Genomic DNA, 23,650 nt, shown 5'->3' with positions numbered 1-23,650 from the left:
TCCCGGAATGCCGAAGCGGTTGTTCGTCGCGACGCCGACGAAGCTGCTGACGTTCGCGGACTGCAAGCGGAAGTACCGGTACACGTACCTCGAGACGCCGCGGCCGCCCAAGGGACCGCCGTGGGCGCACAACACGGTCGGCGCGATCGTCCACGAGGTGCTCGCCGACTTCTTCGGACGCTGGCCGGCATCCCGCCGTACGCCGGACGAGGTCGTCGCGAAGATGCGATCGAGCTGGCGTAGCGAGGGGTTCCGCGACGAGCGGCAGTCGCTCGACTGGCGGGACCGATCGACGGAGATGGTCCTCGGGTATCTGAGGGATTCCGACCCGTACTACGAACCTCGCGGGGTTGAGCGCACCGTTGCGTTCACGACAGAGCGGGCCTCGCTGCGCGGACGCGTGGACCGGATCGACGAGCGCCCGGCGCGCGACGAAAGCGGTGGCACCGAGCTGGCGATCGTCGACTACAAGACCGGTCGCCGCCCGCTGACCGCCATCGACGCGCGCTCCTCGCTGGCGATGGCCTTGTACGTGCTCGGCGCCCGCCGCGTCCTGCACAAGCCGTGCACGCGCGTCGAGCTCCACCACCTGCCGACCAACACCGTCGCGGCCGCGGACCACGACGAGGCGTCGCTCGGGCGGCACCAGAAACGCGCCGAGTCGATGGCCGACGACGCAGCTGCCGCGGAAGCGACGTGGGCGGAAGGGCTGACCCCCGCGGAGGCCGACGAGGCCTTCCCGCCGGAGCCGTCCCCGCTCTGCGGCTGGTGCGACTTCGCCAAGATCTGCCCCCAGGGCCGCCGCGAAGCCCCCACCCGCGACCCCTGGGCCGGCCTGGATGAAGGTGAGCAAGCCCCGATCGCCGAGGCCGGCTGACATCGGTGCCAGCGCCGTGTGCGTGGGGTGCCAGCGGGTTGGTGAACCCTGAGGGTGATCGAAAGGGGATCGCCTGATGGGTGCGAAGACTGTGAACAAATTGGCGGTGCCGGGGGCAACGCTGCACTACGAGGTTGCCGGCTCGGGGCCGGTGTTGTTGCTGATCGCGGGCGGCGGGACCGACGCCGGTGTGTTCTCCGGGATGGTCGGGCAGCTCGCTGCGGAGTACACGGTCGTGACGTACGACCCGCGAGGCAACTCGCGCAGCGGGTACGTCGGTGACGCGACGGACGAGACCCTCGTACAGGCGGCCGGGGATGCGCTGGCCCTGATCGACGAGGTCGCCGGCAGCGAACCGGCGTACGTCTTCGGAAGCAGCTCCGGCGCGATCACCGGTGTCGAGCTGATCATCCGCCACCCCGATCGGGTGCGGATGCTGGTCGCGCACGAGCCGCCGTGCACTGAGGTGCTGCCGGACTCCGACGCGGACGACGCGCGGGCGTTCTTCGCCGACGTGTACGACACGTACCGCGAGGACGGGCTGACCGCGGCCGACGTGGTGTTCATGATGGGTACCGGCATGGACGACGACGCGATGCCGCCGATGGAGGACCTGCTGCCCGAGTACCGCGAGCTCGCGGAGCGGATGCAGGCGAACGCGAGCAACTTCTACGAGCACAAGTTGTTGCCTTTCACCCGGTACGAGCCGGATCTGGACGCGTTGAAGCGGGTCGCCGATCGCGTCGTACCGGCGGCCGGACTGGAGTCGTACATGCACCTTCCGGGTCGGCCGATCGAGGTCATCGCGGACCACCTCGGCTGGCCGGTGGTGATGTTCCCCGGCGGCCATGGCGGGTACGCCAGCCACCCGGCGCCGTTCGCCACCCACCTCGCTCATCTGCTGAAGAGCGACACCCTGTAGGTTCCTGTACCTTCCGGACACCGGTCCGGGCGTGGGTCTGAGGGGTCCCACGCCCGGACCGGTTATTTGTGTTGACGCCTTCCCACGGTCGGGCGTAGCGTCCCTCTTCTGCCTTTGACAATCGGCGTGGTTCAGCCATGCCGTCACAGTGGTGTCCGAACCCCCGGGTCTTTCCAGATTCGGGGCGGTTCTGCGTGCCGCTGTGGCTTTCGGACATCACCAGGTTCGAGAGGAGGTTGCAGGTGGGGGTCTACTGGGCGATCGCCGTACGGTCGTTCCGGCGGTTCTCGACGTACCGGGTCGCGACCGCGTCCGGCGCGTTCACCAACACGGTTTTCGGGTTCATCCTCTGCGGCGTCTATCTGACGCTGTGGCACGAGCGGCCGGGGCTCGGCGGGTACGACGTCTCCGATGCGCTCACGTTCGTCTGGCTGCAGCAGGGGCTGCTGATGCCGATCGGGATCTTCGGCGCGACCACGACCGTGGAGCTGGGGGAGCGGGTCCGGAGCGGGGAGATCGCGGTCGATCTTTATAGGCCGACGCGGTTGCTGCTGTGGTGGCTGTCGGTCGACCTCGGGCGCGCGATGTTCCAGCTGCTGGTGCGGGGCGGTGCGCCGCTGCTCGTCGGAGCGTTGGTGTTCGACCTCAAGTTTCCTTCCGGTCCGCTCGCCGGGGTCGCAGTCGCGGCCGGGCTGCTGCTGGCGATCCTGGTCAGCTTCGGGATCCGGTACCTGGTCGCGTTGTCCGGTTTCTGGATCACCGACACACGCGGGATGGAGCAGTTGGCGCTCGTTCTGTCGTGCTTCTTCTCGGGGACGATCCTGCCGCTGGTGGTGTTCCCGGGCTGGATCGGCGAGTTCGCGCGGGCGACGCCGTGGGCCGCGACCATGCAGGTGCCGATCGACATCTGGCTCGGCCGCAGCCCGGACGGGGTCGGGCCGGCGCTGCTGTTCCAGCTCGGCTGGATCGTGGTGCTGCTGCTCGGCGGGCAATTGCTGACGTCGGTGGCGACCCGCAAGGTGGTGATCCAGGGTGGTTGAGCGGATTCTCCGGGCGCCCTCGCAGTACTGGATGCTGATCATGATGTGGGTGCGGTCGTCGATGGCGTACCCGGTGTCGTTCGTGCTGATGCTGCTCGGCTCGATGCTGATCACGGTGATGGACTTCGTCGCGGTCGTGCTGATGTTCAGCCACATCTCGTCGTTCGGCGGGTTCTCGCTCGCGGAGATGGCGTTGCTCTACGCAACGGCCTCGATGACGCTCGGGATCGCGGACCTGTTCACCGGGTCGATCGAGCGGGTCGGGGAACGGGTCCGGACCGGGACGTTCGACGCCTACCTGATCCGGCCGGTGCCCGCGTTCCTGCAGGCCGCGGCGGACGGGTTCGCACTCCGGCGGATCGGGCGGCCGCTGCAGGCCGGGATCGTACTGGCGTTTGCGCTGAACCGGCTCGACGTCGACTGGACAGTTGCCCGCGGCATCATGTTGCTGGTGTCGATGATCGCCGGATCGGTGATCTTCGCGGCGATCTTCGTGCTCGGCGCCGCGTTCCAGTTCGTGTCGGTGGACTCGGCCGAGCTGGCGAACTCGTTCACGTACGGCGGGCAGACGATGACGCAGTACCCGTTGACGGTGTTCGGGAAGCAGATCGTGTGGGCCGTGACGTTCGTCGTACCGCTTGCCTTTGTCAACTACTACCCGGTGCTCTACGTGCTGGGCAAGCCGGCGCCGTTGGGGTTGCCGTCCTGGATCGGGCTGCTGTCGCCGCTGGTCGCGGCGGTGATGGTCGCGCTGGCGTCGCTGGCGTGGCGGGCCGGCCTTCGTCGCTATCGCAGTACAGGGAGCTGAAGTGGCAGTCATCGAGTTGACCGACGTTTCGCGTGCCTTCACCGTGACATCGCGGTCCGGGTGGCGCCGTACCCGGCGGGAGGTGCGGGCGGTGGACGGTATGACGTTCAGCGTCGAACCGGGGGAGGTGATGGGGTACATCGGGCCGAACGGGGCCGGGAAGTCCACCACGATCAAGATGCTCACCGGGATCCTGGTGCCGTCCGGCGGCTCGATCCGCGTGGCCGGGGTGGACCCGTCGCGGCACCGGTTGAAGCTCGCTCGTCGCATTGGCGTCGTGTTCGGCCAACGAACCACCTTGTGGTGGGACCTGCCGTTGAAGGACTCGTTCGCGGTGCTGCAGAAGATGTACGACGTACCGCTCGCGCGGCACCGGAAGAACCTCGCGACCTTCGTGGAGTTGCTCGACCTGCAGGACCTGCTGGACGTTCCGGTGCGGCAACTGTCGCTGGGGCAGCGGATGCGCGGTGACATCGCGGCCGCGCTGCTGCACGATCCTGAGATCGTCTACTTGGACGAGCCGACGATCGGGCTGGACGTGATCAGCAAGGCGCGGCTCCGCGAGTTCCTGGCGCAGGTCAACGCGGAACGCCGTACGACGATCATCCTCACCACCCACGACCTCGACGACATCGAGGCGCTCTGCACCCGGGTCATGGTCATCGACCACGGCCACCAGATCTTCGACGGCACCCTGGACGGGCTGAAGTCGAGCCAGTCCGCACCGCGCACGCTGGTCGTCGACCTGGCCGCCTCCCTGCCACCCATCGAGGTCACCGGAGCGACGGTCGTGAAGGTCGACGGCCCGCGGCAGCACCTCACGTTCCCAACCAGCACCAGCGCCGCGCCTCTGCTGGCGCAGATCGCCGCCAACTACCCGCTGGTCGACCTGTCGGTCTCCGAACCCACCATCGAATCCGTCATCACCCAGCTCTACAACTCCGCATAGGTGGTCTGATGGATGAGGCCGCTCGGTGGGGGTCAGCGGGCGAGGCCGCCGCCGGGACGGGTTCTTGTGGGGACTGCTCGTTCGGCAGTGGTGGCTGAGGTTGGTCCGGTGCCGGTGGATGCTGGGGCGGGGCGGAGTTGTTCGTGCATCACCCGGCTGAAGCCTTCCTGGCCGCGCACCATCCCGTCCAGATCGATTGCCTGCGGCAACACCGGCGCCGCATCGAACACCCGCGTGTGCGCGGTAGCCAGGAACGTCCGCATGATCGCATCACTCCCACGACGGAACTCGGGCCCCTGCACCAGGAAGTACGCCGCATCCGCGAACGCCTGCCGCTGCGCAGGATCCCGCACCTCCGCCGTACCCGCAGCCCGCGCCCCCTCCAACTCGGCCAGCGCCTCGAACGACGCCCGCCGCAGTACCTCCCGATCCGCGTACGCCGCGGTCTGGGTCCTCACCTGATCCGGATGCCCTGGAAACGGAGCGCCTGTAGCCGGGTCCCGCGTCGCCACCACGTAGTGCAACAGATTCCCGTTCACCGTGGTCCCGTCGCGCAAGGTCACGACGTTCTGCAGTTGATGCTGCCCGCCCAACCGCTGCAGAGCGACCTGCTCCAACTCGGACAGCAACTTCCACGCGGGCGATCCCGGCTCACGCATATCCACCGCCCCCGGCGACAACCGGTACCCCATCCACTCACCCTCGCCGATCGTCGCCTGAACGTCGTCGGCGTCCGCCCCCGGCCGCGTCCACTCGCCCTCCAGGGCGACCTGGTACCGCCACTCAGCAACATGCCGGTACGCCGCCTCGAACGCCGCAACCCTCTCCCCCTGAGAGCCAGCTCCCTCCAGCCGCTCCGCCAACACTCCCAACGCAGCGTTAGCCTCCGCAGCCTGCACCACAGCAAACCCACCCAACTGATCCCAAGCAGCCGGATTGTTCCCCGTCTTAACAACATCAGGCGTAGGAAAACACCACCCCGAAACCATCACCACCCCCACAAACTACAACCCCAAACCTCCCGACAGCCCGACCACCTGGGGAGGATCGTCTACCCGAATCGGGCAGAAAACCTCCCCAACCCTCGTCTGCTAGGCGAGGTCGGCGGCCATCGAGGCGAAGACAACCTCGGGGTCCATGCCCTTGGGGTCCTCGCGCCAGCGGCGGGCGGAGTCCGGCAGTTCGTCCTCGTCAACGGTGCCGACCCCGGCCCGGATCAGGCGCTTAGCCTCCGCGATCCCAATGTCGACGTACTGCAACCCATTGAGGAAGTAGTAGTCATGACGGGCACCCTCGTTGTAGTGGAACTTCCCGGTGTTCCCGACATACGTCCAAACATCCTCCTCCACCAACGCCGCCACCCACAGCTCGGTCTCCCCATCCTTGACCAAGAACAACCGCGTCATCGTGAAGCCCCGTTCTGTCGATCCTGAAACTGCTGGCGGGTCTGCTCCGGCATGCGGGTCGGCTCACTTGCGCGGGCCGTCCCTGCCTCGGAGCGGTGCTGCTGGCGCTTCTTACCGTAGCTAATGGCGTCCACCGACACGCCTCCGAGTTCCTTGAGGTTCTCGATGCCGGCGGGTTGGGTCATCTGATCCGACAAGGCGATGCATTCCCTGCGGGCCGCGTCACGTGCGGCCGGGGGCTGATCGCGATCCCGCTCGATCTGGTAGAGAGGCGTGGTGCGTTCCTTGACCTCGATCGACTCGCTCGAGTGCACTTGCAGTTCGACCTTCTCACCCTGGGCGCGCAGAAATGCGTGGAGACCTTTGTAGCGGCTCCCGTCGAGGTACGAATGGTGTGCGGACTCTGTCTGCCACTCGTTGTCATTGAGACGATCGATCGTTCTGATCGCGGCCTGAGTGAGCTCGTCCGGATGCTTGACGGCCGCCGTGTAGCGAAGTACGTCCTCCGGAACCTGGTTCGAGCGACGGTAGTAGTCCTCGTACTTGACCAGCTTGCGGGCGAGCGACTGGGGCGACTTCATCCGGTTCTCGAGATGGTACGGCGTTGCCTCCGCTCCGATCGCCGAGATCATGGCGCTGGTGACGCGAGGCTCCACCGCAGCCGCCTCGGTCAGCATCTGCAGGCTCCGCGCGGTCGTGCCGTCGCCGTACTTCGCGGCGATCTCCTCCTTGGTCGGGATCGGATCTCCCCAGTCGAGCGGACGCCGCTCGGACAGCCAGGCGTGCAGATCCGCCGGTTCTGGCAGGTTGTTCAGCCCGGTGCGCATCTGGCTCCCCTCACTCGGTTGGTGGTTCTTCGACCGTAGGGAGTTGGGTGGGGGCTGTGGGGTGGGATTTGGGATCTGTGGATAACTCGGGTGGGTTACGGAATGGGTGGGGGTGGTGACCTTGGGGTGGTGGGGTCGTTGAAATGCGGGTAGGACCCAACCGGGTGGGTCGATCGGGGGTAGAGAAGGTATGCCGACGATGACGGGTGAGCCGGTGGTGGTGGGGGTGCAGGGACCGCCGGGGGACGGGCCTGGGTTCGTTGCGTGGGTGCGGCCGCATCTGTCGGCGATGTCCCGGTTGGCCGGGCGGCTCGCGGTGGGGGCGGACCGGGACGACATCGTGCAGGAGGCGCTCGCGCGGGCGTGGGCCAAGCGGTCGCAGTACGACGCGAGCCGCGGTACGCCGTCTGCCTGGCTGCTCGCGATCACGGCGGATCAGGCCCGGAAAGCGGTACGCCGGATGCGCCCGGGCGGCGCGTCCTTGTCGCTGATCGACGAGGCGACGGGTGGTCCGGTGTCGCGGCCGGATCTCGACGCCCGGATGGATGTCGACCACGCGATCATGTCGCTTTCGGCGCGGCAGCGGCTCGCGGTCGACTGCTACTACTTCGCGGACCTGTCGATCGCGGACACCGCCGCGGTCATGGGCTGCTCCGAAGGCACCGTGAAATCCACCCTCTCCGACGCCCGCAACCGACTCCGCACCCTCCTGGAGGTGACTGAATGAAGCAGACCGATGAAGTCGACGACCTGTTGACCCGCGCTGGGGCTCGCTGGCGGGCTGATCAGGAGGCGCCGCCGGAGCCTGATCTCGAGTACATGCTGAGCGGCGGCCGCAAGCACCGTCGCTGGGTGCCCGCGCTCGCGGCGGCCAGTGTCGCCGTGGTCGCGGCCGGTGTCATCGCCGTACTGCCGAACCCGAAGACCCCGACCGCCGACGCCCCGGCCACCACCGCCGGGGCCCCGGCCACCACGGCCGAGAACGCCAGGACTCCGCAGACGTTTGCCCAAGGCAACGACGAGTTCCTGGTGAGGCCCGGCGACAAGGTGCAGGTGAGCGGCCAGATCGTCGCCGTCGCGGGCAAGACGCCCGTCTTCTGCCCGCCGTTGGCCGTCCACGCCATCGGCTACCCGCCCGGTAAGGAGCCGGCCCCGAGCTGCCCCGACGAGTTCGCGGTCAAGCTCAACGGCCTGGACCTGGACAAGGTCCCGGGGATCAAGACGGTCAAGGGCGTCCGCGTCGGCGCTGCGGCGGTCACCGGCATCTGGCGCGGCGGCGCGATCGACGTCGAAGAGCAGTCGGCCGAGAAGCAGCTGCCCTACCCGGCGCAGACCGAGCTGCAGTGCCCGGTCCCGCCCGGCGGCTGGAAGTCGAAGCAGAGCAACATCTCCTCGACCGCGGTGACCAAGTTCCTCGCCGCGCACGCCGCCCAGATCGACGGCCCGATCTTCCGGTACCCGAACGGCACCAGCCGCGGCGCGCCCGTGGTGATCCTGATCGGTATCGCGCACGGTGACGCGTCCGTGTTCCGGGAGGCCTTCGAGAAGGTCTACCAGGGGAACTACTGCGTCGTCCCCGTCCTGCTCAGCCGGTCCGACAACGAGCGCATCAGCAACGCGATCGGCGACCTGATGAGCAAGAACAAGACGCTCGGCGTCTACGGTGCCGGCGGGTCCGGGATCTACGGCGGCGGCGCCTCCGTCTCGCTCGTGGCGTACACCCCGGAGGTGAAGGCTGCGTTCACCCCGGTCGGTCTCGACCTGATCAAGTTCTCGCCGCAGGTCCGACCGGTCAGGTAGTCGTCAGGCTCGGGTAGTTGTGGAAGAAGTCCACGAGGAGGCGGGCGGTCGCTGCGGGCTGCTCGATGGCCGGTGAGTGACCGGCGTCGGGAATGACCGCCGCCTCCACCCCAAGCCCTGCAGCCATCGCCTGCTGCACTGCGAGCGGCCAGCCGTCGTCGGTCGCTCCGTGCAGCACCTGCGCGCGTACGCCGGACTTCGCGAGCTGATCAGTCTTGTCCTCCGCGTCCGTCAGCCGGCGAGTGATCTCGGCCAGGCTGGTCGGCACGTTGCCGGTGAACCGCTTCCGCAGGAACGCGGCGATGTCCTCGGGCGGTGCGACGTACCCGGGGGTCTTGCTGTCGTGGTCGAGCTTCATGTCGTACACCTGCTCGATCGGCAGATTCTCCACCCCGAACGCGAGCATCTGCAGGCTCTGCACCGTCGCCTCGTCAGTGAACGCGGCCGGTCCCGAGCACATCAGGCTGATCGTGGAGAACACCGACGGGTCGGTCAGCACCGCCTCACGCGCGACGAGCCCACCGAACGAGTGCCCGACCAGCTGGCTGTACCCGCCCAAGGCCTTGCTCATCGCCACCACGTCCGCGCCCAGCTCTGCCAGCGAGTACGCCGACTTGTCGGCCGGACCTGCGGTCTCGTACTGGCCACGTTGGTCGACAGCCACCGTGCGCCACCCGTACCGGCACAGGTGGTCGACCAGGGGAGTGAAGTCCTCCTTGCTCCCCGTCCACCCCGGCACGAGCAGGACGGTGCCGAGCGGCGTACCGAGGTCTGGTACGGCGGTCAGTGTGGCGAACGCCCCACGGTCGGTCTCGAGTGTCTCGGGGCGCACCCCGTCGGGAAGCGTCAACGTACGCGGCGTACTCACAAGTAAAGAGGGTAACCGCTCCACCCGACCACAGGTGTTCCGCGGTACGGCACAATGGCCGGGTGCCTCGCACTCTCGCGGTCGCCAATCAGAAGGGCGGCGTCGCCAAGACGACCACCGTCGCCACCCTCGGAGCAGCCCTGGTCGAGCTCGGCCAACGGGTGCTGCTGGTCGACCTGGATCCACAGGCCTGCCTGACGTTCTCGGTCGGCATCGACCCCGAGGACCTGGACAAGTCGATCCACCACGTCCTGCTCGGCGGAGTGCGCGCCCGCGACGTACTGATCGAGCTGGACGACGCCCCGGACCTGCTGCCCGCGACGATCGCGCTGTCGACCGCTGACGTGCAGCTGGCTCGGGAGAGCGGTCCGGAGCAGGTACTGCGCACCGCACTGCGCCCGCTGCGGACGTCGTACGACTGGATCATCGTGGACTGCCCGCCGACGCTCGGCCTGCTCACCGTGAACGGGCTGTCCGCCGCGTCCGACGTCCTGATTCCCTTGCAGTGCGAGACGTTGGCGCATCGTGGCGTAGGGCAACTACTCGACACCGTGCACGACGTACAGCAGCTGGCCAACCCGAGCTTGCGAGTGCTCGGCGTACTCCCGACCCTGTACGACGGGCGCACGACGCACGCCCGCACCGTCCTCGAGACGATCGCGGACACGTACTCGCTGGACGTCCTGCAGCCGGCGATCCCGAAGTCGATCAGGTTCGCGGAGGCACCCGCGATCGGCGAGACCGTACTCACCACGGCGCCGGCCTCGCCCGGTGCGAAGGCCTACCGGGCGTTGGCCGGCGCCCTACTTGGCTGACCGCTGCTTCACTGACCGCTGGTGGGCGCGGCCGGCGGCAGAGTCGCCGGCTGCCGACGCAGCTTGCTCCGGAAGCGCCACAGCGGTACGAGGATGATCGCCAGCAGTACCAGGAACGGCAGCAGCGCGCCGACCGCGGTCGCGATCGCGGAGAACGCCGCGGTGAACGCGTTCCAGCCGCTCTTCAGGCCGACCACGAAGCCCTTGTCCGGCTCCTCCACGGTCTGCACCGGCGGCTTGCCCTTCTCGGTCAGCGTCAGCGTGAGCGTCGCGAGATCGGTCTGCAGGGACAGGTTCTTCTGCTTGGCCAGCAGGGATTCCAGGTCGGCCTCACGGCGGGTGAGCTCGCTCTCGACCGAGACGATCTCGCCGATCGTGTTCGCCTTGGCCATCAGCGCGCGCATCCGGTCCAGGCTGGCGCGCTGGGACTCGATCCGGCTGGCCACGTCGACGACCTGCTCGGTGACGTCGGTCGACTCCTGGTGGATCTGCGTGCGTTTGCCGAGGTCGGAGAGCCGCTGGATCGCGGTCTCGAACGACTTGGTCGGGACCTTGAGAACGAGGTTCGACCGCGTGATCTTGCCGTCGGAGTCGCTGCCGGTGTCCTCGGAGGCCACCTGACCCTGCAGGTTGCCGATCGCGGCGACGGCCTTCTGCCGCATGCCGGAGACGTCGTCGCCTTCGACCGCCAGCGAGCCGCTCTTGATGATCGCCCGCGTGATCGCCGGCTGTTCGTTGCCGCCGCCCGCTGACGAGTCCGTCTTGCCCGCGGACGGTGCCTGCGGTTTCGCGTTGCTCTCGCCCTCGCCGGAGCCCTGCTTCGCGGCCGGCGCCTGCGCAGCGTCGCCGCTGGTCGAGCTGTCGTTGCCGCTGGCCCCACAACCGGCCAGCAGCATGACCCCCGCGACAGCCACCACGGCTGATACTGCTCTGATCCGCCTCATCACCCAGCCCCTCTCTCGTGGTCTACCGCCCTAGGACGGCCCACGTGGGGCTGGGTGTTGCAGCTTCAGATCACCATTAGGTGACGTTCACTCCGGCGCACTGAAGATCGGCGTCGTCGCCGCGGACTTCGGCTCGGCGGTTGCGGCCGCCTTCCGGGTCCGCGTCCGCTTCACCGGCTTCTCGTCGGCCGCGGCCTTGACCTCGGCCGGCTGATCGGCCTTGGCCTCGGCGGGTGCCTTCGCCTCGGCGGTCTTGCGCGTCCGCGTCCGCTTGACCGGCTTCTTCTCCGGAGCCTCGACCTCGACGGCCGCAGTCTCCACGGCCTCCGTCGCGGCCGGTGCAGCCTCGGCGGTCTTCCGGGTCCGAGCGCGCTTGACCGGCTTCTTCTCTTCCGGCGCCTCGACGGCAGGTGCCTCGACAGCCGGTGCCTCGACGGCCGCAGTCTCGACAGCCGGAGCCTCGACAGCCGCAGTCTCGACGGCTTCCGCGGTCTTCCGGGTGCGGGTGCGCTTGCGGGCCTTCGGCGCCGGCGCCTCCTCCGGAGCCTCGATCACGGCCGGTACTTCGGTCTTCGTGGTGACGTCGGCGAGCTCCTCGACCGGCTGACCGGAACGCGTGCGCTTCCGGGTCCGGTTGCGCTTCTTCGCGGCCGCCCGCTCGCCCTCGGACCGTCCGTCGTCGCGACGGTCCCGCGAGCTCCGCGACCCACGAGGCTCCCGCGACTCACGAGGCTCCCGCGATTCACGCGACCCGCGCGATTCACGTCCTTCACGCGGCTCGCGGGTCTCCTTCGCCTCACGCGCCGCACGGATCCGGCCCTTGGCCTCCGACGGGATGCCGAGGTCGTGGTACAGCTCCGGCGAGGTGGAGTAGATCTCCTGCGGCTCGTCGTACGGCAGGTCGAGCGCCTTGTTGATCACCTTCCACCGCGTCAGGTCCGGCCAGTCGACGAAGGTGACGGCGATGCCGCTCGCTCCCGCGCGCCCGGTCCGGCCGATCCGGTGGATGTAGGCCTTCTCGTCCTCGGGGCAGGTGTTGTTGATGACGTGCGTGACGCCCTCGACGTCGATGCCGCGGGCCGCGACGTCGGTGCAGATCAGTACGTCGATCTTGTCGCCGCGGAACCGGGTCAGCGCCCGCTCGCGGGCCTGCTGGTTCAGGTCGCCGTGGATCGCGGCCGCCTTGAACCCGCGGTCCTGCAGGTCGTCGGTCAGCCGGGAGGCCTCGCGCTTGGTGCGGCAGAAGATCATCACCCGGCCGCGGTCGTCGGCCTGCAGGATGCGGGCGACCACCTCGGGCTTGTCCAGATCGTGCGCCCGGTAGACGAACTGTGCCGTGGTCGGCACCATCTGGGTGTCCTCGTGCGACTCGGCCCGGATGTTCAGCGGGTGCCGCATGTGGGTGCGGGCCAGCCCGATCACGGCCGACGGCATCGTTGCCGAGAACAACATGGTCTGGCGGAGCTCCGGCGTCTTGCGCAGGATCCGCTCGACGTCGGGCAGGAAGCCGAGGTCGAGCATCTCGTCGGCCTCGTCCAGGACCAGGACCTTGATGTGGCCGAGGTCGAGAACGCCCCGGTTCGCCAGGTCCAGCAGGCGTCCCGGCGTACCGACGACGACGTCGACGCCGGTCTTCAGCGCGTCCAGCTGCGGCTCGTACGCGACGCCGCCGTAGATGGTCAGGATCCGCACGGTGCGGACGGTGGAGGCGGTCTGCAGGTCCTTGGCGACCTGGATGGTCAGTTCCCGGGTCGGGGTGACGACCAGTGCCTGGGGCTTGCCGGGTGCGACCAGCTCGGCGTAGTCGGGCTCGTGCGGCGCGATCGTGCGCTGCAGCAACGGAATACCGAAGCCGAGCGTCTTGCCGGTGCCGGTGCGTGCCTGCCCGATCAGATCGGTGCCCATCAGGGCCACCGGGAGAGTCATCTCCTGGATCGGGAAGGGTTCGACGATGTCGACGCGATCGAGCGCGTCGCAGATCTCGGGGAGCACCCCGAGCTCTCGGAAGGTGGTCAGGCTGATCGCCTCTCACATGCTTGTGCGGACAGATGCTCAGTGGCCGGGCGCCTGGGGCATGAAAGCCCCGATCGTGAGGCGCGGGGACACTGTGCAAGCACCTCGCACCAGCTTGCCCATCTGGGCGCGTCACCGGCGAATCGCTCACCAGTGTAACCGCAGCGGCTGTCAACGCCGCTTCGTGTGGCATGCGCCACTGTTCGGCGCGGCCCGATAGGGTGCCGGGCATGGAGCAGACGGCCTTTGATGATCCCGCCTACCGGGCCGCGGCGGTGGATCTGCTGGGAGTGCTCGCGTACGGCGAGCTGACCGCGTTCGAACGGATGGCGGAGGACGCCAAACTGGCGCCGACGCTGAACGACAAGGCGGAGCTCGCCGCACTGGCAACGACCGAGTTCGGGCACTTCGTCCAACTGCGGGACCGGCTGGTCGCGCTCGGGGTGGACCCGATGGAGGCGATGACGCCGTTCGTCACCCCGTTGGACGCCTTCCACGACCACACCGCACCGTCGGACTGGCTCGAGGGCCTGGTCAAGGCGTACGTCGGGGACGGGCTGGCCAACGACTTCTACCGGGAGATCGCGTCGTTCGTGGACGCGGAGACGCGCGGCCTGGTGCTGGAGGTGTTCGCCGACTCCGGTCAGGCCGAGTTCGTGGTCGACCGGGTCCGGGCGGCGATCGAGGAGGACCCGAAGCTCGGCGGACGGCTGGCGCTGTGGGGTCGCCGCCTGGTGGGCGAGGCCCTCAGCCAGGCGCAGCGGATCGCCGCCGACCGCGACTCCCTGGCCGCCCTGCTGGCCGGCAGCGTGGATCGCCCCGGCCTGGACCTGGCCGCCATCGGCCGCATGCTCACCCGCCTCACCGAGGCCCACACCGCCCGCATGACCGCCCTCGGCCTCCAGGCCTGAATCCCAATTTGCCTGGCTGACCCACAAAATGCGGGGTTATTGACCCTGAATGAGGGTGGGTAACCCCGCACTTCCTGGGTCTGCCAGGCAAATTGGTGGGTCAGCCAGGGAAATGGCAACGGCCGCCTGCCCCGGTGGGGCGGCGGCCGTTTGGTGATGCCTGAGCTAGGCGGCTTTTGTCTTGCTGTTGCGTGAGGAGATGATCGCGACGACGATCGCGGCGCAGATGATCTGGATCAGGTACTGGATCCAGTCCGGGCCGGATGTGTCCTTGACACCGAGGAGTTTGGCGATCAGACCGCCGATGAAGGCGCCGATGCCGCCTCCGAGGATGGTCCATCCGAGGCTGATGTTCTGCTTGCCGGGGAGCACCGCCCGGGCCAACGGCCCGAAGATGATGCCCGCGATGAGACTGACGATGATCATCCAGACCCAGTACACGGTTCCTCCTTGTGAGGGATGGTGAACCTGCGCCGGCCCGGTGCCCCGTGACAACCAGACCAGTTAGGCGCAGGTCTCACCGCAATCGTGCCCTGTGAGTGGCGCTCTGCAACCGGGACACGCGCGACTGTGTCCGGAACGCGATCAGATCGCGCCGAATCCGACCTTGCGGGTCGACACCTCGCCGATCTCGACGTACGCGAGCCGGTCGGCCGGGATCAGCACCTTGCGGCCCTTCTCGTCGGTCAGCTCGAGCAGACCCGACTTGCCGGTGAGCGCCGCCGCCACCAGGTCCTGGACCTCTTCCGGAGTCTGCTCGCTCTCCAGAACCAATTCACGATTGGCGTGTTGCACGCCGATCTTGACCTCCACGAAACCCTCCGGCCACGCTCCGACCGGCGACTCTCGCCGGTGACGCTTCGAGCCTATCCGCTAGCGGACCCCAGCCCTCACCCGTCCGCCCAAAGCAGAACCCCGCGGTCGGCAGAACCTCAGTTGTCGGTCCGCGGGAAGCCGCGGATGCCGCGCCAGGCCAGGGAGGCGACCAGGTCGGCGGCCTGCTGCTGCGGGAACGACGGGTCGCCGGCGCCGAGCCAGTAGCGGGCGCTGACCTGGGCCATGCCGACCAGGCTGACGGCCAGCACCATCGACTGCTCGCGGCTGAGGCCGGCGTCGGCGCTGATCACCTCGGAGACGGCCTCGGCGCAGGCGTGGGTGACCCGGTCGACGCGCTCCCGGACGGCCGGCTCGTTGGTCAGGTCCGACTCGAACACCAGCCGGAAGGCGCCCTGCGCGTTCGCCACGTAGTCGTAGAACGCGTGCATCGTCGCCGCGACCCGGAGCTTGTTGTCCTCGGTCGACTTCAGCGCGTCCTGCACGGAGGCGACGATCGCCTCGCAGGAGGTGTCCAGCAGCGCCAGGTAGAGCTCCAGCTTCCCGGGGAAGTGCTGGTACAGGACGGGCTTGGACACGCCGGCCCGATCTGCGATGTCGTCCATCGCGGCGGCGTGGTATCCGTTCGCGACGAAGACCTCCTGGGCAGCCTCGAGCAGTTGCGCGCGACGGGCCAGCCGGGGCAGGCGGCTGCCACGCTTGGGTGCGGTCTCCGGTGTCGTCGACACGGTCGGGCTCCTTCGAGGGTGCGCTCCGGCGGCAGTCTGCGTCTGTCGCCAGGTCGTTCCCCGAATCCTACCCAGCAGTCCTCCTCGCCAGTAGCTTCCCCGCCGAACAGCGTTCCATCGTGGTAGCCGTCGGAGCGGCTGTCAGGCGGCAGTTGTCAGCGGTAATCGTCCTCGTCGGAGTCGCCGACGTCGCGGCGCTGCTCCTCCACATCCGCCGGATTGGCGTCGGCGGGTACGTCGGACTCCGACTCGTCCTGGTCGGTGTCCAGGTCGGTGTCGTGCTCGGCGTCGAAGGCCGGGTCGTAGTCCGGGCCCTCGAAATCGGTATCGGTCATGTCGCCTCCTTGGTAGGTAGCGGCTGCGGGTCGTCGTACAGCCCTTCCAGTACGTCGCCGTACTCCTCGATCCGGGCGAGGACGTCGTGCGGCAGGAACCTGAGGTCCTCCGGTGCGGTGGCGGATGCCACCTCGTCCCAGTCGATCGGTGTGGACACCCGGGGCTCGTCGGAGCCGCGGAGCGAGTACGGCGCCAGCGTGGTCTTCGCGCTGGCGTTCTGACTCCAGTCGATGAACACCTTGCCGGGCCGCAGCGCCTTGGTCATGTTGGCGGTCACGTTCTCCGGCAGCGCCTCGGCCAGTTGCTCGGCCAGCTGCTTGGCGAACGCACTGGTCTGCCTGGACGACGCAGGCTCGATCGGCACGTACAGGTGCATGCCCTTGTTCCCGGACGTCTTCGGCCAGCCTTCCATGCCGTAGTGGCCCAGCAGTTGCCGCAGCGCCAGCGCGACGTCGCAGCACTCGACGATGCTCGCTCCCGGCCCCGGGTCCAGGTCGAACACGATCAGGTCCGCCTGCGGGTCCTGGCCCTGGTCGGACAACCCGATCCGCCACTGCGGGACATGCAGCTCGAGCGCAGCCAGGTTGGCCAGCCACACCACGGTCTGTACGTCGTCACAGACCACGAAACTCATTTCGTCGCGGCCCGTCGAGCTACCGGGCGTGGGCAGCGTCTCGGTTCGTACCCAGGCCGGCGTACCGCGCGGAGCGTTCTTCTCGAAGAAGTACGCCGCTCCTGTGCCGTCCGGCCACCGTTTGCGTGTGAGGGGCCGGTCGGACAGGTGTGGCAGCAGCAACGCGGCCACCTGGTGGTAGTAGTCGATGACCTCGGCCTTGGTGAACCCGGTCTGTGGATACAGGACCTTGCTGAGGTTGGTGAGCTTCATCGTCTGCCCATCCACCTCGGTCGTCAGCTGCTGCTGCGCTCCCGCCATGCATCCCAGTCTCCACCTCGCCAGCGTCCTAACATGGTCCTGTGGATAGTTACGGGCCAGTAACCGGGGACGCCGTGCCCGGGGAACTGAAGAAGTGGCCGGAGCGGCGGGTGCCGGTCGCAGGGGTGGAGCTGCTGGTCAGAGACGTGCCGGATGCGGCACCGGACCTGCCGCCCGCCCTGTTCGTCCACGGCCTGGGCGGGTCGTCGCTGAACTGGACCGCTCTCGGCCTGATGCTCAACGACACGATCCGGGGCATCGCCCCCGACCTGCCGGGGTTCGGTCGTACGCCGCTGTCCGGTGTGACCGGGATCTCGGAGCAGGCCGACGTACTGATCCAGCTCCTGGAACGCGAGTACGACCAGCCGGTGCATGTGTTCGGGAACTCGATGGGCGGGGCGTCGTCTGTGGCACTGGCTGCGCAGCGTCCCGACCTGGTGGCGTCACTCACGCTCGTGTCGCCCGCACTGCCGCATCCACGGGTGTCGGCGAGCGCGCTGTGGTTCGCCGCGCTGGCGACGCCGCGGGTCGGTCCCGCGGTACTGGAGCGGACGCAGCGGTTGCCGTTCGACCAGCGGTTCCAGGCGTCCTTGGCGATGGTGTTCGGGGACCCGCGGTCGCTGGCGCCCGAGGTGCGCGCGGCGTACGAGGAGGAGCTGCACCGGCGCGACACCGACCCGTGGGGCCGGCAGGCCACCGTGGAGGCTGCACGCAGCATCCTGCGGTCGTCGCTGGCCCGACCGCGCAGATCGCTCTGGGCGGACGCCGCAACGGTCGAGTGTCCAGTGCTGTTGATCTACGGCGGCAAGGACCGGTTGGTCGACGCACGGATCCGTACCAAGGCCCAGCGCACCTTCCCGAACGCGCGCCTCCTCTACCTGCCGCAGTCGGGACATGTCGCGCAGATGGAGCACCCGGATCAGGTGGCGCGGGCGTTCCGGCATCTGATCGCTTGATCGAGTCGAATCCGACGCCCGGCTGAGACATGACTGAGCGGAGCGTCAGGTCAACTTGGGCGCGTGATTGGCAGAACCGCCCGAAATCTGTCGTTGGGGATCGCCGTACTCCTTGGTGTGGGGCCGCTGACCGCGACCGCCGCACCGCCGGTTGTTGCTCAGAGCAACCAATGGGACGTCCGGCCGGTCGCCGGCGGATATCAACTGACCCTGCACCTCGACGCACCCGCACCGATGCGCGCATCGCTGCCGCTGCTGGAGGTCGACGGCGTGCCGCTCGGCGTCGCGAAGCAGTCGCCGGACCGGAAGACGCTGACCCTCGTCAGCACCGATCCGGCCGTGCTGAAAGCGCGCGACGTCCGCCTGGTCTGGTCCGGGGACCTCGGCAAGGAGGCCGGTAGGAACCGGAGCATCGGCTCCGCCGGACCGACCGACGCCGACTGGCTGAAGGCGCGGCGTGGACCGCTGCTGCCGTCGGATCCTGGCGCGCTGGGCGAGTACAAGGTCGACACCGCCGAGTACAACCTGGGTGACGAGGCCGTGTACCTGCCAGGTCTCAAGCACCGGTCCGAGCTCCGCGGAAAGGTGTACTCGCCACGTGGCGCGGTAGGCCCGCGGCCGTTGGTCGTCTTCCTGCACGGCCGCCACGAGGTCTGCTACGGCGAACCGACCAACCCGTCCGACAACGAGAAGCCGTGGCCCTGTCCGCCCGGCATGAAGCCCATCCCCAGCTACCGCGGGTACGACGGTCCGGCGACCGCACTGGCCAGCAACGGGTACCAGGTCGTCTCGATCAGCGCCAACGCGATCAACGGCTGGGACAGCGATGCGTACGACGCCGGCGCACAGGCGCGGGCCGAACTGATCCTGGACCACCTCGCACTGTGGCGGAAGTGGTCGACGATCGGCGGGGGCCCGTTCGGCACCCGCTTCGTCGGCAGGATCAACCTGCAGAACGTGGGCCTGATGGGGCACTCACGGGGTGGCGAGGGCGTTGCCCGGGCCGCTGTGCTCAACGCTGACCGTGGTGGCCAGTACGGGATCCGCGCGGTGCTTCCGCTGGCTCCCACCGACTTCGCGCGGGCCACGGTGCCCGGTGTGGCGATGAGCGTCGTACTGCCGTACTGCGACGGTGACGTGTCCGATCTGCAGGGCCAGAAGTTCTACGACGACACCAGGTACTCCGTTGGCGGTGACCTCGCGCCCCGGTCCACCGTGACCGTGCTGGGCGCCAACCACAACTTCTTCAACACCGAATGGACCCCTGGTCAGTCGGTGGCTCCGTCGAACGACGACTGGTTCGGTGACGAGAAGGAGTCGCCGTGCGGAGCGAAGTACGCGGGCCGCTTGACGGCTAAGCAGCAGCAGGCCGTCGGTACGGCGTACGTCGCTGGGTTCTTCCGGCTGCAGCTGGGCCACGAGACGCAGTTCCTGGCGCAGTTCGACGGGTCGGACTCGCGGGCGGCGTCTGCTGGGAAGGCCGTCGTACGGGTGGTGTCACAGGCGCCACTCGGCTTGCGGAGGGACCTGAATCACTTCGACAAGGCGCTGCCTAAGGGCGCGGTCAGCGGCAAGCTGTCTGCGACTGTGTGCGCGGGTGTGAGCGGTCCGGCCAGGCGGTCGGGTGTGCCGACGTGCATGGAGACCGAGGACTGGGGCAATGCGCCGCACTGGGACACGGCGTGGTTCGCCGCCCAGACGCCGACCACAGCGGTCACGAAGCTGAAGTGGACAGGTACCAACGGCGTAGCGCGCGTCGACGTACCTGCCGGGCAGCGTGACGTACGGCGGTTTGCGGCGCTGACGTTCCGTGCCGCGCCGGACCCGGCTGGCGCGCCCAAGACCGACCTGAGCGTCCGTGTGGTCGACGGGAATGGCCGTGCGGCAGCAGTACCGGTGTCTGCGGTCAGCGACGCGCTGGTGCGGATGCCCGGCAACAACGACATCGGTCTGCCTAAGAACCTGCTGCGGACGGTACGCATCCCGGTGTCGTCGCTGAAGGGCGTGAACCTGCGCGACGTGCGTGCAGTGGAGCTGCGGACGGACAGGGTCGCCAGCGGGTCGGCGTACGTGAGTGATCTGGGCTTCTCGTCGCCCGGGCTCGGGCTCTCGGCACCTGCGGTGCTGCTGCCGAAGCTGTCCGCGTCCAGCGTCGCCGTGAAGGAGGGGGACAAGGGAACGCACACAGTGGACTTCTGGGTGCGCATGTCCCGGCCGAGCATCCGGCCGGTCAGCGTGTACGTCGAGACGAACGGGGAGCTCGGCGAGTCTGTCGGGGACGTTGCGCGGCAGCTGGTGTTCAAGCCGGGACAGGTGCGACAGAAGGTCACAGTGCCGATCACGGCGAACACCCGGGACAGCTACGACCTGCCGTTCAACCTGGTGCTCTCGGCGCCGCACGACGGGCTGCTGGACGAGTCGTTCGGCCACGGTCTGGTCATCGACGACGACCCGACGCCGACGCTGACAGTCGGCAACCTGAAGGCGACCGAGAAGGCCGGCGTCGTGAGCTTCCCGGTCAAGCTGTCCGCGCCGAGCGACAAGTACGTGAGCTTCTCCGGCGTGCTGAAGGACGGTACGGCGGTGATCCGCAAGGACTACCGCGGCGTCGGCGACGACGGCACCGGCACGGCCGACCGGACGATCGAGGGGTCCGTCGAACCGGGCAAGACCACCGGTGAGTTCCTGGTCAAGATCCTCGACGACAAGGTCAAGGAGCCGGCCGAGGCCTTCACCGCGGTGATCGACCAGGTCGACGGCGCCGTTCTGAAACTCCCCAAAACCCTCACCGCCACCATCACGGACAACGACTGAACCCCTCCTTGAGCACCCACCAACCAAAATTCGCCCGTCGAAATGGTTGATGGGTGCTCAAGGTGGGGTTGGGACTGAGACGCGGGGACCGGGATGTGGACTCCGGTGGGGGCAGTTGGGATAGTGCGGGAACATGGAGGAGGGACAGATGGTTGAAAACCGGAGATCCCGTCCGACGTCTTCCTGAGGAGCCGACACGTGTCACTGCCACCGCTGGTCGAACCGGCCGACGAGCTGACGATTGACGAGGTGCGGCGGTATTCGCGGCACCTGATCATCCCCGAGGTCGGGATGGCCGGGCAGAAGCGGCTGAAGAACGCCAAGGTGCTGGTCATCGGCGCCGGCGGTCTCGGCAGCCCCGCACTGCTCTACCTGGCCGCCGCCGGCGTCGGCACGCTCGGCATCGTCGAGTTCGACACCGTCGACGAGTCCAACCTGCAGCGCCAGATCATCCACGGCCAGTCCGACGTGGGGAAGTCGAAGGCGCAGTCGGCCCGCGAGTCGATCCTGGAGACCAACCCGAACACCAACGTCGTCCTGCACGAGGTCCGCCTCGACAACGACAACGTGTTCGAGATCTTCGAGCAGTACGACCTGATCGTCGACGGCACCGACAACTTCGCCACCCGCTACCTGGTGAACGACGCCGCGGTGCTGCTCGGCAAGCCGTACGTCTGGGGCTCGATCTTCCGCTTCGACGGTCAGATCAGCGTGTTCTGGGCCGAGCACGGCCCGTGCTACCGCTGCCTGTACCCGGAGCCCCCGCCGCCCGGCATGGTCCCGTCCTGCGCCGAGGGCGGTGTCCTCGGCGTGCTCTGCGCGTCCGTCGGCGCCGCGCAGGTCACCGAGGCGATCAAGCTGCTCACCGGGATCGGCGACCCGTCGCTCGGCCGGCTGAACATCTACGAGGCGCTCGACCTGAACTGGCGCGCGCTGAAGGTCCGCAAGGACCCGAACTGCGCGATCTGCGGCGAGAACCCGACCGTCACCGAGCTGATCGACTACGAGAGCTTCTGCGGCGCGATCACCGAGGAGGCGGCCGACGCGGCCGTCGGCTCGACCATCTCGGTGAAGCAGCTCAGCGAGTGGATCAAGCTCAAGGACAACGGCGAGAAGGACTTCGTACTGATCGACGTCCGGGAGCCGAACGAGTACGAGATCAACAAGATCCCGGGCTCGGTGCTGATCCCGAAGGCGGACTTCCAGACCGGTGTGGCGCTGGAGAAGCTGCCGCAGGACAAGCAACTGGTCTTCCACTGCAAGTCCGGCGTCCGCTCCGCCGAGGTGCTCGCGATCGCCAAGGGCGCGGGCTTCTCCGACGCGGTGCACGTCGGCGGAGGCGTGGTCGCCTGGGTCGACCAGATCGACCCGAGCCAGCCGTCGTACTAGATCGGCCCTCGGACTAGAACGGCATCCGGCACGACGCGACCGCCTCGGTGGCGACGGGATCACCCGTCACCGCCGGGGCGTCGTCGCGTCCGGACAGCGTCCGCATGTAGCCGACGGCGTCCACGGCGGCGCGACCCACCGGCTCACCCCTCCCGAGCAGATAGGCCCCACCTCCCGGCCCGGTGAGTTCGAGCACGACGGCCGGCCGGTCGGCCCAGAACGGCCCGCTGGCCTGCAGGTCGTAGACGACCTGGGCGATCAGCTCCTCGGCGCACGGTCCCGGGTCGAACGGCCGTCCGAGCGCCTGGCATACGTCGTCGCGATGCATCCACAGGTCCCGCGCCAGCAGGATGTCCTGCACGTAGCCGAACGACATCCGGGGCGCCGGGTCCACCTCCATCGATACCCGCCGCATCAACTCCGGAGCGCGCGAGATCTTCCGGGTCGCCTTCGCCCACACCTGGTCGAACAGCACCCGGAGTTCGGCCGGCGGCGTACCGCGGTGTTCGTCGGCCTGCACCATCATGTGTGCGTCGAACCGGGGCACGCCCGGGTACGCGCGCTTGTTCTTGAGCCACCGCCGCGGGAACGAGGTCGGCTTGACCACGTCCTCCGCCTGCCCGATCAGGTGGCCGGCGATGTCCGCGACATCCCACGCGTCGCAGACCGTACGGCGCTGCCACTCGTCCCCCTCGATCGACGCGAGCAGCTCATGCCATGCCTGGAGCTCGGCGTCCCGGTGGACCCGGCACTGCGGCCTGTCGGCCCGCCCGATCTGCTCCGCGAGTACTGCAGTCATCTTTTCCCCCTGCTAGGTGCGTAGTGCTGGTAGAACATCTCGAGTACGACGGGCAGCAGCCGGCTGAACCGTCCTTCGTCGAACGACACGTCCGGCTCGTTCGCCATCTGCTGCGACAGCACGCCGGCGGTCACCGACGTGAACACCGCGAGCCCCTCTTCGGTCGCCGCGTCCGGATGCAGGCGGCCCGCGTCCACCCCTGCCTGCAGGTGCCGGCGGATGTCGGCGAGCGCCTCCTGGGCCGGCGCGAACGCCTCCGCGCTGGGCTCGAACCCGGGGATCGTGCGCCAGAACAGCAGCTGTGAATAGATCGGGTTCTGCATCGCCCACCGACTGAATGCCGTGGCCCCGATCAGGTGCAGCTCGACCACGTCGTCCGTCGTCGCGGCCGCGATCGCGTCCCGCTGCGCGGCCAGGAACTGTTCGGCGCCCCGCTGGAACAGGGCGTCGTAGATCGCCATCTTCGACGGGAAGTACTGGTACAGCGACGGCGGCTGCATGCCGAGCCGCCGGGCCACCGCGGACAGGCTCAGCGCCGCGACCCCCTCGGCCTCCATCAGCTCGATGGCGACGTCGAGGATCTCGCCGATCGTCTGCTGACGACGGCGGGTACGGCGGTCCGGCGCTGTAGTGCTCATGTCATGAGGAAAACCTAATGGCATTAGGGATGTCAATACCTC

At 68.4% G+C, this 23,650-nt stretch carries 25 protein-coding genes; 12 read left to right on the top strand and 13 right to left on the bottom strand.

The window, feature by feature from the left end:
• Positions 1-7 precede the first annotated feature (7 nt).
• The 5 genes from OHB24_RS01740 to OHB24_RS01720 all read left to right on the top strand — a co-directional run bounded on the left by OHB24_RS01740 (position 8) and on the right by OHB24_RS01720 (position 4,596).
• The gene (locus OHB24_RS01740) at positions 8-877 is read left to right on the top strand and encodes a RecB family exonuclease (protein WP_327637136.1); all 870 of its coding nucleotides are present in this window, start codon (positions 8-10) and stop codon (positions 875-877) included.
• A gap of 76 nt (positions 878-953) precedes the next feature.
• Positions 954-1,799, top strand: coding sequence for an alpha/beta fold hydrolase (locus OHB24_RS01735; protein WP_327637135.1), 846 nt, complete (start codon positions 954-956; stop codon positions 1,797-1,799).
• A 242-nt stretch (positions 1,800-2,041) separates the two neighbouring features.
• Entirely contained in the window at positions 2,042-2,839 is a 798-nt protein-coding gene (locus OHB24_RS01730) for an ABC transporter permease (protein WP_327637134.1), read from the top strand.
• Complete coding sequence (locus OHB24_RS01725; protein ID WP_327637133.1) at positions 2,832-3,647, top strand: ABC transporter permease; 816 nt, start codon at positions 2,832-2,834, stop codon at positions 3,645-3,647. The genes OHB24_RS01730 and OHB24_RS01725 overlap by 8 nt, the downstream gene beginning before the upstream one ends.
• 1 nt (position 3,648) lies before the next feature.
• Entirely contained in the window at positions 3,649-4,596 is a 948-nt protein-coding gene (locus OHB24_RS01720; RefSeq protein ID WP_327637132.1) for an ABC transporter ATP-binding protein, read from the top strand.
• Between the two features lie 32 nt (positions 4,597-4,628).
• On the opposite strand, the gene OHB24_RS01715 is transcribed toward OHB24_RS01720, so the two are convergent.
• The 3 genes from OHB24_RS01715 to OHB24_RS01705 form a co-directional block, all read right to left on the bottom strand.
• Positions 4,629-5,459 (bottom strand): hypothetical protein, encoded by an 831-nt coding sequence (locus tag OHB24_RS01715; RefSeq protein ID WP_327637131.1) that lies wholly within the window; start codon positions 5,457-5,459, stop codon positions 4,629-4,631.
• Between the two features lie 228 nt (positions 5,460-5,687).
• Positions 5,688-6,002, bottom strand: a complete 315-nt coding sequence (locus tag OHB24_RS01710) for a hypothetical protein (RefSeq protein WP_327637130.1) — start codon at positions 6,000-6,002, stop codon at positions 5,688-5,690.
• Positions 5,999-6,829 (bottom strand): hypothetical protein, encoded by an 831-nt coding sequence (locus OHB24_RS01705; protein ID WP_327637129.1) that lies wholly within the window; start codon positions 6,827-6,829, stop codon positions 5,999-6,001. The genes OHB24_RS01710 and OHB24_RS01705 overlap by 4 nt, the downstream gene beginning before the upstream one ends.
• 190 nt (positions 6,830-7,019) lie before the next feature.
• Between OHB24_RS01705 and OHB24_RS01700 the strand changes: the two genes are divergently transcribed.
• Entirely contained in the window at positions 7,020-7,556 is a 537-nt protein-coding gene (locus OHB24_RS01700) for an RNA polymerase sigma factor (RefSeq protein WP_327637128.1), read from the top strand.
• Positions 7,553-8,629 carry a hypothetical protein gene (locus OHB24_RS01695; RefSeq protein WP_327637127.1) on the top strand — a complete coding sequence of 359 codons (1,077 nt, stop codon included), beginning with the start codon at positions 7,553-7,555 and terminating at the stop codon, positions 8,627-8,629. Before OHB24_RS01700 ends, OHB24_RS01695 begins: the two co-directional genes overlap by 4 nt.
• Here OHB24_RS01695 and OHB24_RS01690 read toward each other — a convergent pair.
• Positions 8,622-9,497, bottom strand: a complete 876-nt coding sequence (locus tag OHB24_RS01690; protein ID WP_327637126.1) for an alpha/beta fold hydrolase — start codon at positions 9,495-9,497, stop codon at positions 8,622-8,624. The genes OHB24_RS01695 and OHB24_RS01690 overlap by 8 nt on opposite strands.
• A 62-nt stretch (positions 9,498-9,559) precedes the next feature.
• Between OHB24_RS01690 and OHB24_RS01685 the strand changes: the two genes are divergently transcribed.
• Positions 9,560-10,312 (top strand): ParA family protein, encoded by a 753-nt coding sequence (locus OHB24_RS01685; protein ID WP_327637124.1) that lies wholly within the window; start codon positions 9,560-9,562, stop codon positions 10,310-10,312.
• A gap of 8 nt (positions 10,313-10,320) precedes the next feature.
• Here the strand turns inward: OHB24_RS01685 and OHB24_RS01680 are convergent, their stop codons facing one another.
• Together OHB24_RS01680 and OHB24_RS01675 are read right to left on the bottom strand one after the other, a co-directional pair.
• Positions 10,321-11,226, bottom strand: a complete 906-nt coding sequence (locus OHB24_RS01680; protein ID WP_327637123.1) for a DUF4349 domain-containing protein — start codon at positions 11,224-11,226, stop codon at positions 10,321-10,323.
• A 117-nt stretch (positions 11,227-11,343) separates the two neighbouring features.
• On the bottom strand, positions 11,344-13,248 hold the full coding sequence (locus OHB24_RS01675; protein WP_327637122.1) for a DEAD/DEAH box helicase: 1,905 nt from the start codon (positions 13,246-13,248) through the stop codon (positions 11,344-11,346).
• Positions 13,249-13,499: 251 nt separating this feature from the next.
• Here OHB24_RS01675 and OHB24_RS01670 point away from each other — a divergent pair, with 251 nt between their 5' ends.
• Complete coding sequence (locus tag OHB24_RS01670) at positions 13,500-14,180, top strand: ferritin-like fold-containing protein (RefSeq protein WP_327637121.1); 681 nt, start codon at positions 13,500-13,502, stop codon at positions 14,178-14,180.
• Positions 14,181-14,345: 165 nt separating this feature from the next.
• Here the strand turns inward: OHB24_RS01670 and OHB24_RS01665 are convergent, their stop codons facing one another.
• The 5 genes from OHB24_RS01665 to ligD form a co-directional block, all read right to left on the bottom strand.
• Positions 14,346-14,621, bottom strand: a complete 276-nt coding sequence (locus OHB24_RS01665; RefSeq protein WP_131334478.1) for a GlsB/YeaQ/YmgE family stress response membrane protein — start codon at positions 14,619-14,621, stop codon at positions 14,346-14,348.
• 144 nt (positions 14,622-14,765) lie between these two features.
• Entirely contained in the window at positions 14,766-14,993 is a 228-nt protein-coding gene (locus tag OHB24_RS01660) for a DUF3107 domain-containing protein (RefSeq protein ID WP_327637120.1), read from the bottom strand.
• Between the two features lie 119 nt (positions 14,994-15,112).
• Entirely contained in the window at positions 15,113-15,742 is a 630-nt protein-coding gene (locus OHB24_RS01655) for a TetR/AcrR family transcriptional regulator (protein WP_327637119.1), read from the bottom strand.
• Between the two features lie 155 nt (positions 15,743-15,897).
• Complete coding sequence (locus tag OHB24_RS01650) at positions 15,898-16,077, bottom strand: hypothetical protein (protein ID WP_327637118.1); 180 nt, start codon at positions 16,075-16,077, stop codon at positions 15,898-15,900.
• The gene (gene ligD, locus OHB24_RS01645) at positions 16,074-17,012 is read right to left on the bottom strand and encodes a non-homologous end-joining DNA ligase (RefSeq protein WP_327637117.1); all 939 of its coding nucleotides are present in this window, start codon (positions 17,010-17,012) and stop codon (positions 16,074-16,076) included. The genes OHB24_RS01650 and ligD overlap by 4 nt, the downstream gene beginning before the upstream one ends.
• Before the next feature lie 41 nt (positions 17,013-17,053).
• Here ligD and OHB24_RS01640 point away from each other — a divergent pair, with 41 nt between their 5' ends.
• The 3 genes from OHB24_RS01640 (at position 17,054) to moeZ (ending at position 22,171) form a co-directional block, all read left to right on the top strand.
• The gene (locus OHB24_RS01640; RefSeq protein ID WP_327637116.1) at positions 17,054-17,968 is read left to right on the top strand and encodes an alpha/beta fold hydrolase; all 915 of its coding nucleotides are present in this window, start codon (positions 17,054-17,056) and stop codon (positions 17,966-17,968) included.
• 63 nt (positions 17,969-18,031) lie between these two features.
• Complete coding sequence (locus OHB24_RS01635; protein ID WP_327637115.1) at positions 18,032-20,782, top strand: Calx-beta domain-containing protein; 2,751 nt, start codon at positions 18,032-18,034, stop codon at positions 20,780-20,782.
• Positions 20,783-20,980: 198 nt separating this feature from the next.
• Positions 20,981-22,171 carry an adenylyltransferase/sulfurtransferase MoeZ gene (gene moeZ, locus OHB24_RS01630; RefSeq protein ID WP_327637114.1) on the top strand — a complete coding sequence of 397 codons (1,191 nt, stop codon included), beginning with the start codon at positions 20,981-20,983 and terminating at the stop codon, positions 22,169-22,171.
• 13 nt (positions 22,172-22,184) lie between these two features.
• Here the strand turns inward: moeZ and OHB24_RS01625 are convergent, their stop codons facing one another.
• Positions 22,185-22,970, bottom strand: coding sequence for a maleylpyruvate isomerase family mycothiol-dependent enzyme (locus OHB24_RS01625; protein ID WP_327637112.1), 786 nt, complete (start codon positions 22,968-22,970; stop codon positions 22,185-22,187).
• Positions 22,967-23,608 (bottom strand): TetR/AcrR family transcriptional regulator, encoded by a 642-nt coding sequence (locus OHB24_RS01620; protein ID WP_327637111.1) that lies wholly within the window; start codon positions 23,606-23,608, stop codon positions 22,967-22,969. Before OHB24_RS01620 ends, OHB24_RS01625 begins: the two co-directional genes overlap by 4 nt.
• Positions 23,609-23,650 lie beyond the last annotated feature (42 nt).

It is taken from the genome of Kribbella sp. NBC_00482 (assembly GCF_036013725.1).
GTDB lineage: Bacteria > Actinomycetota > Actinomycetes > Propionibacteriales > Kribbellaceae > Kribbella.
This window is presented reverse-complemented; position numbering and strand designations above follow the sequence as displayed.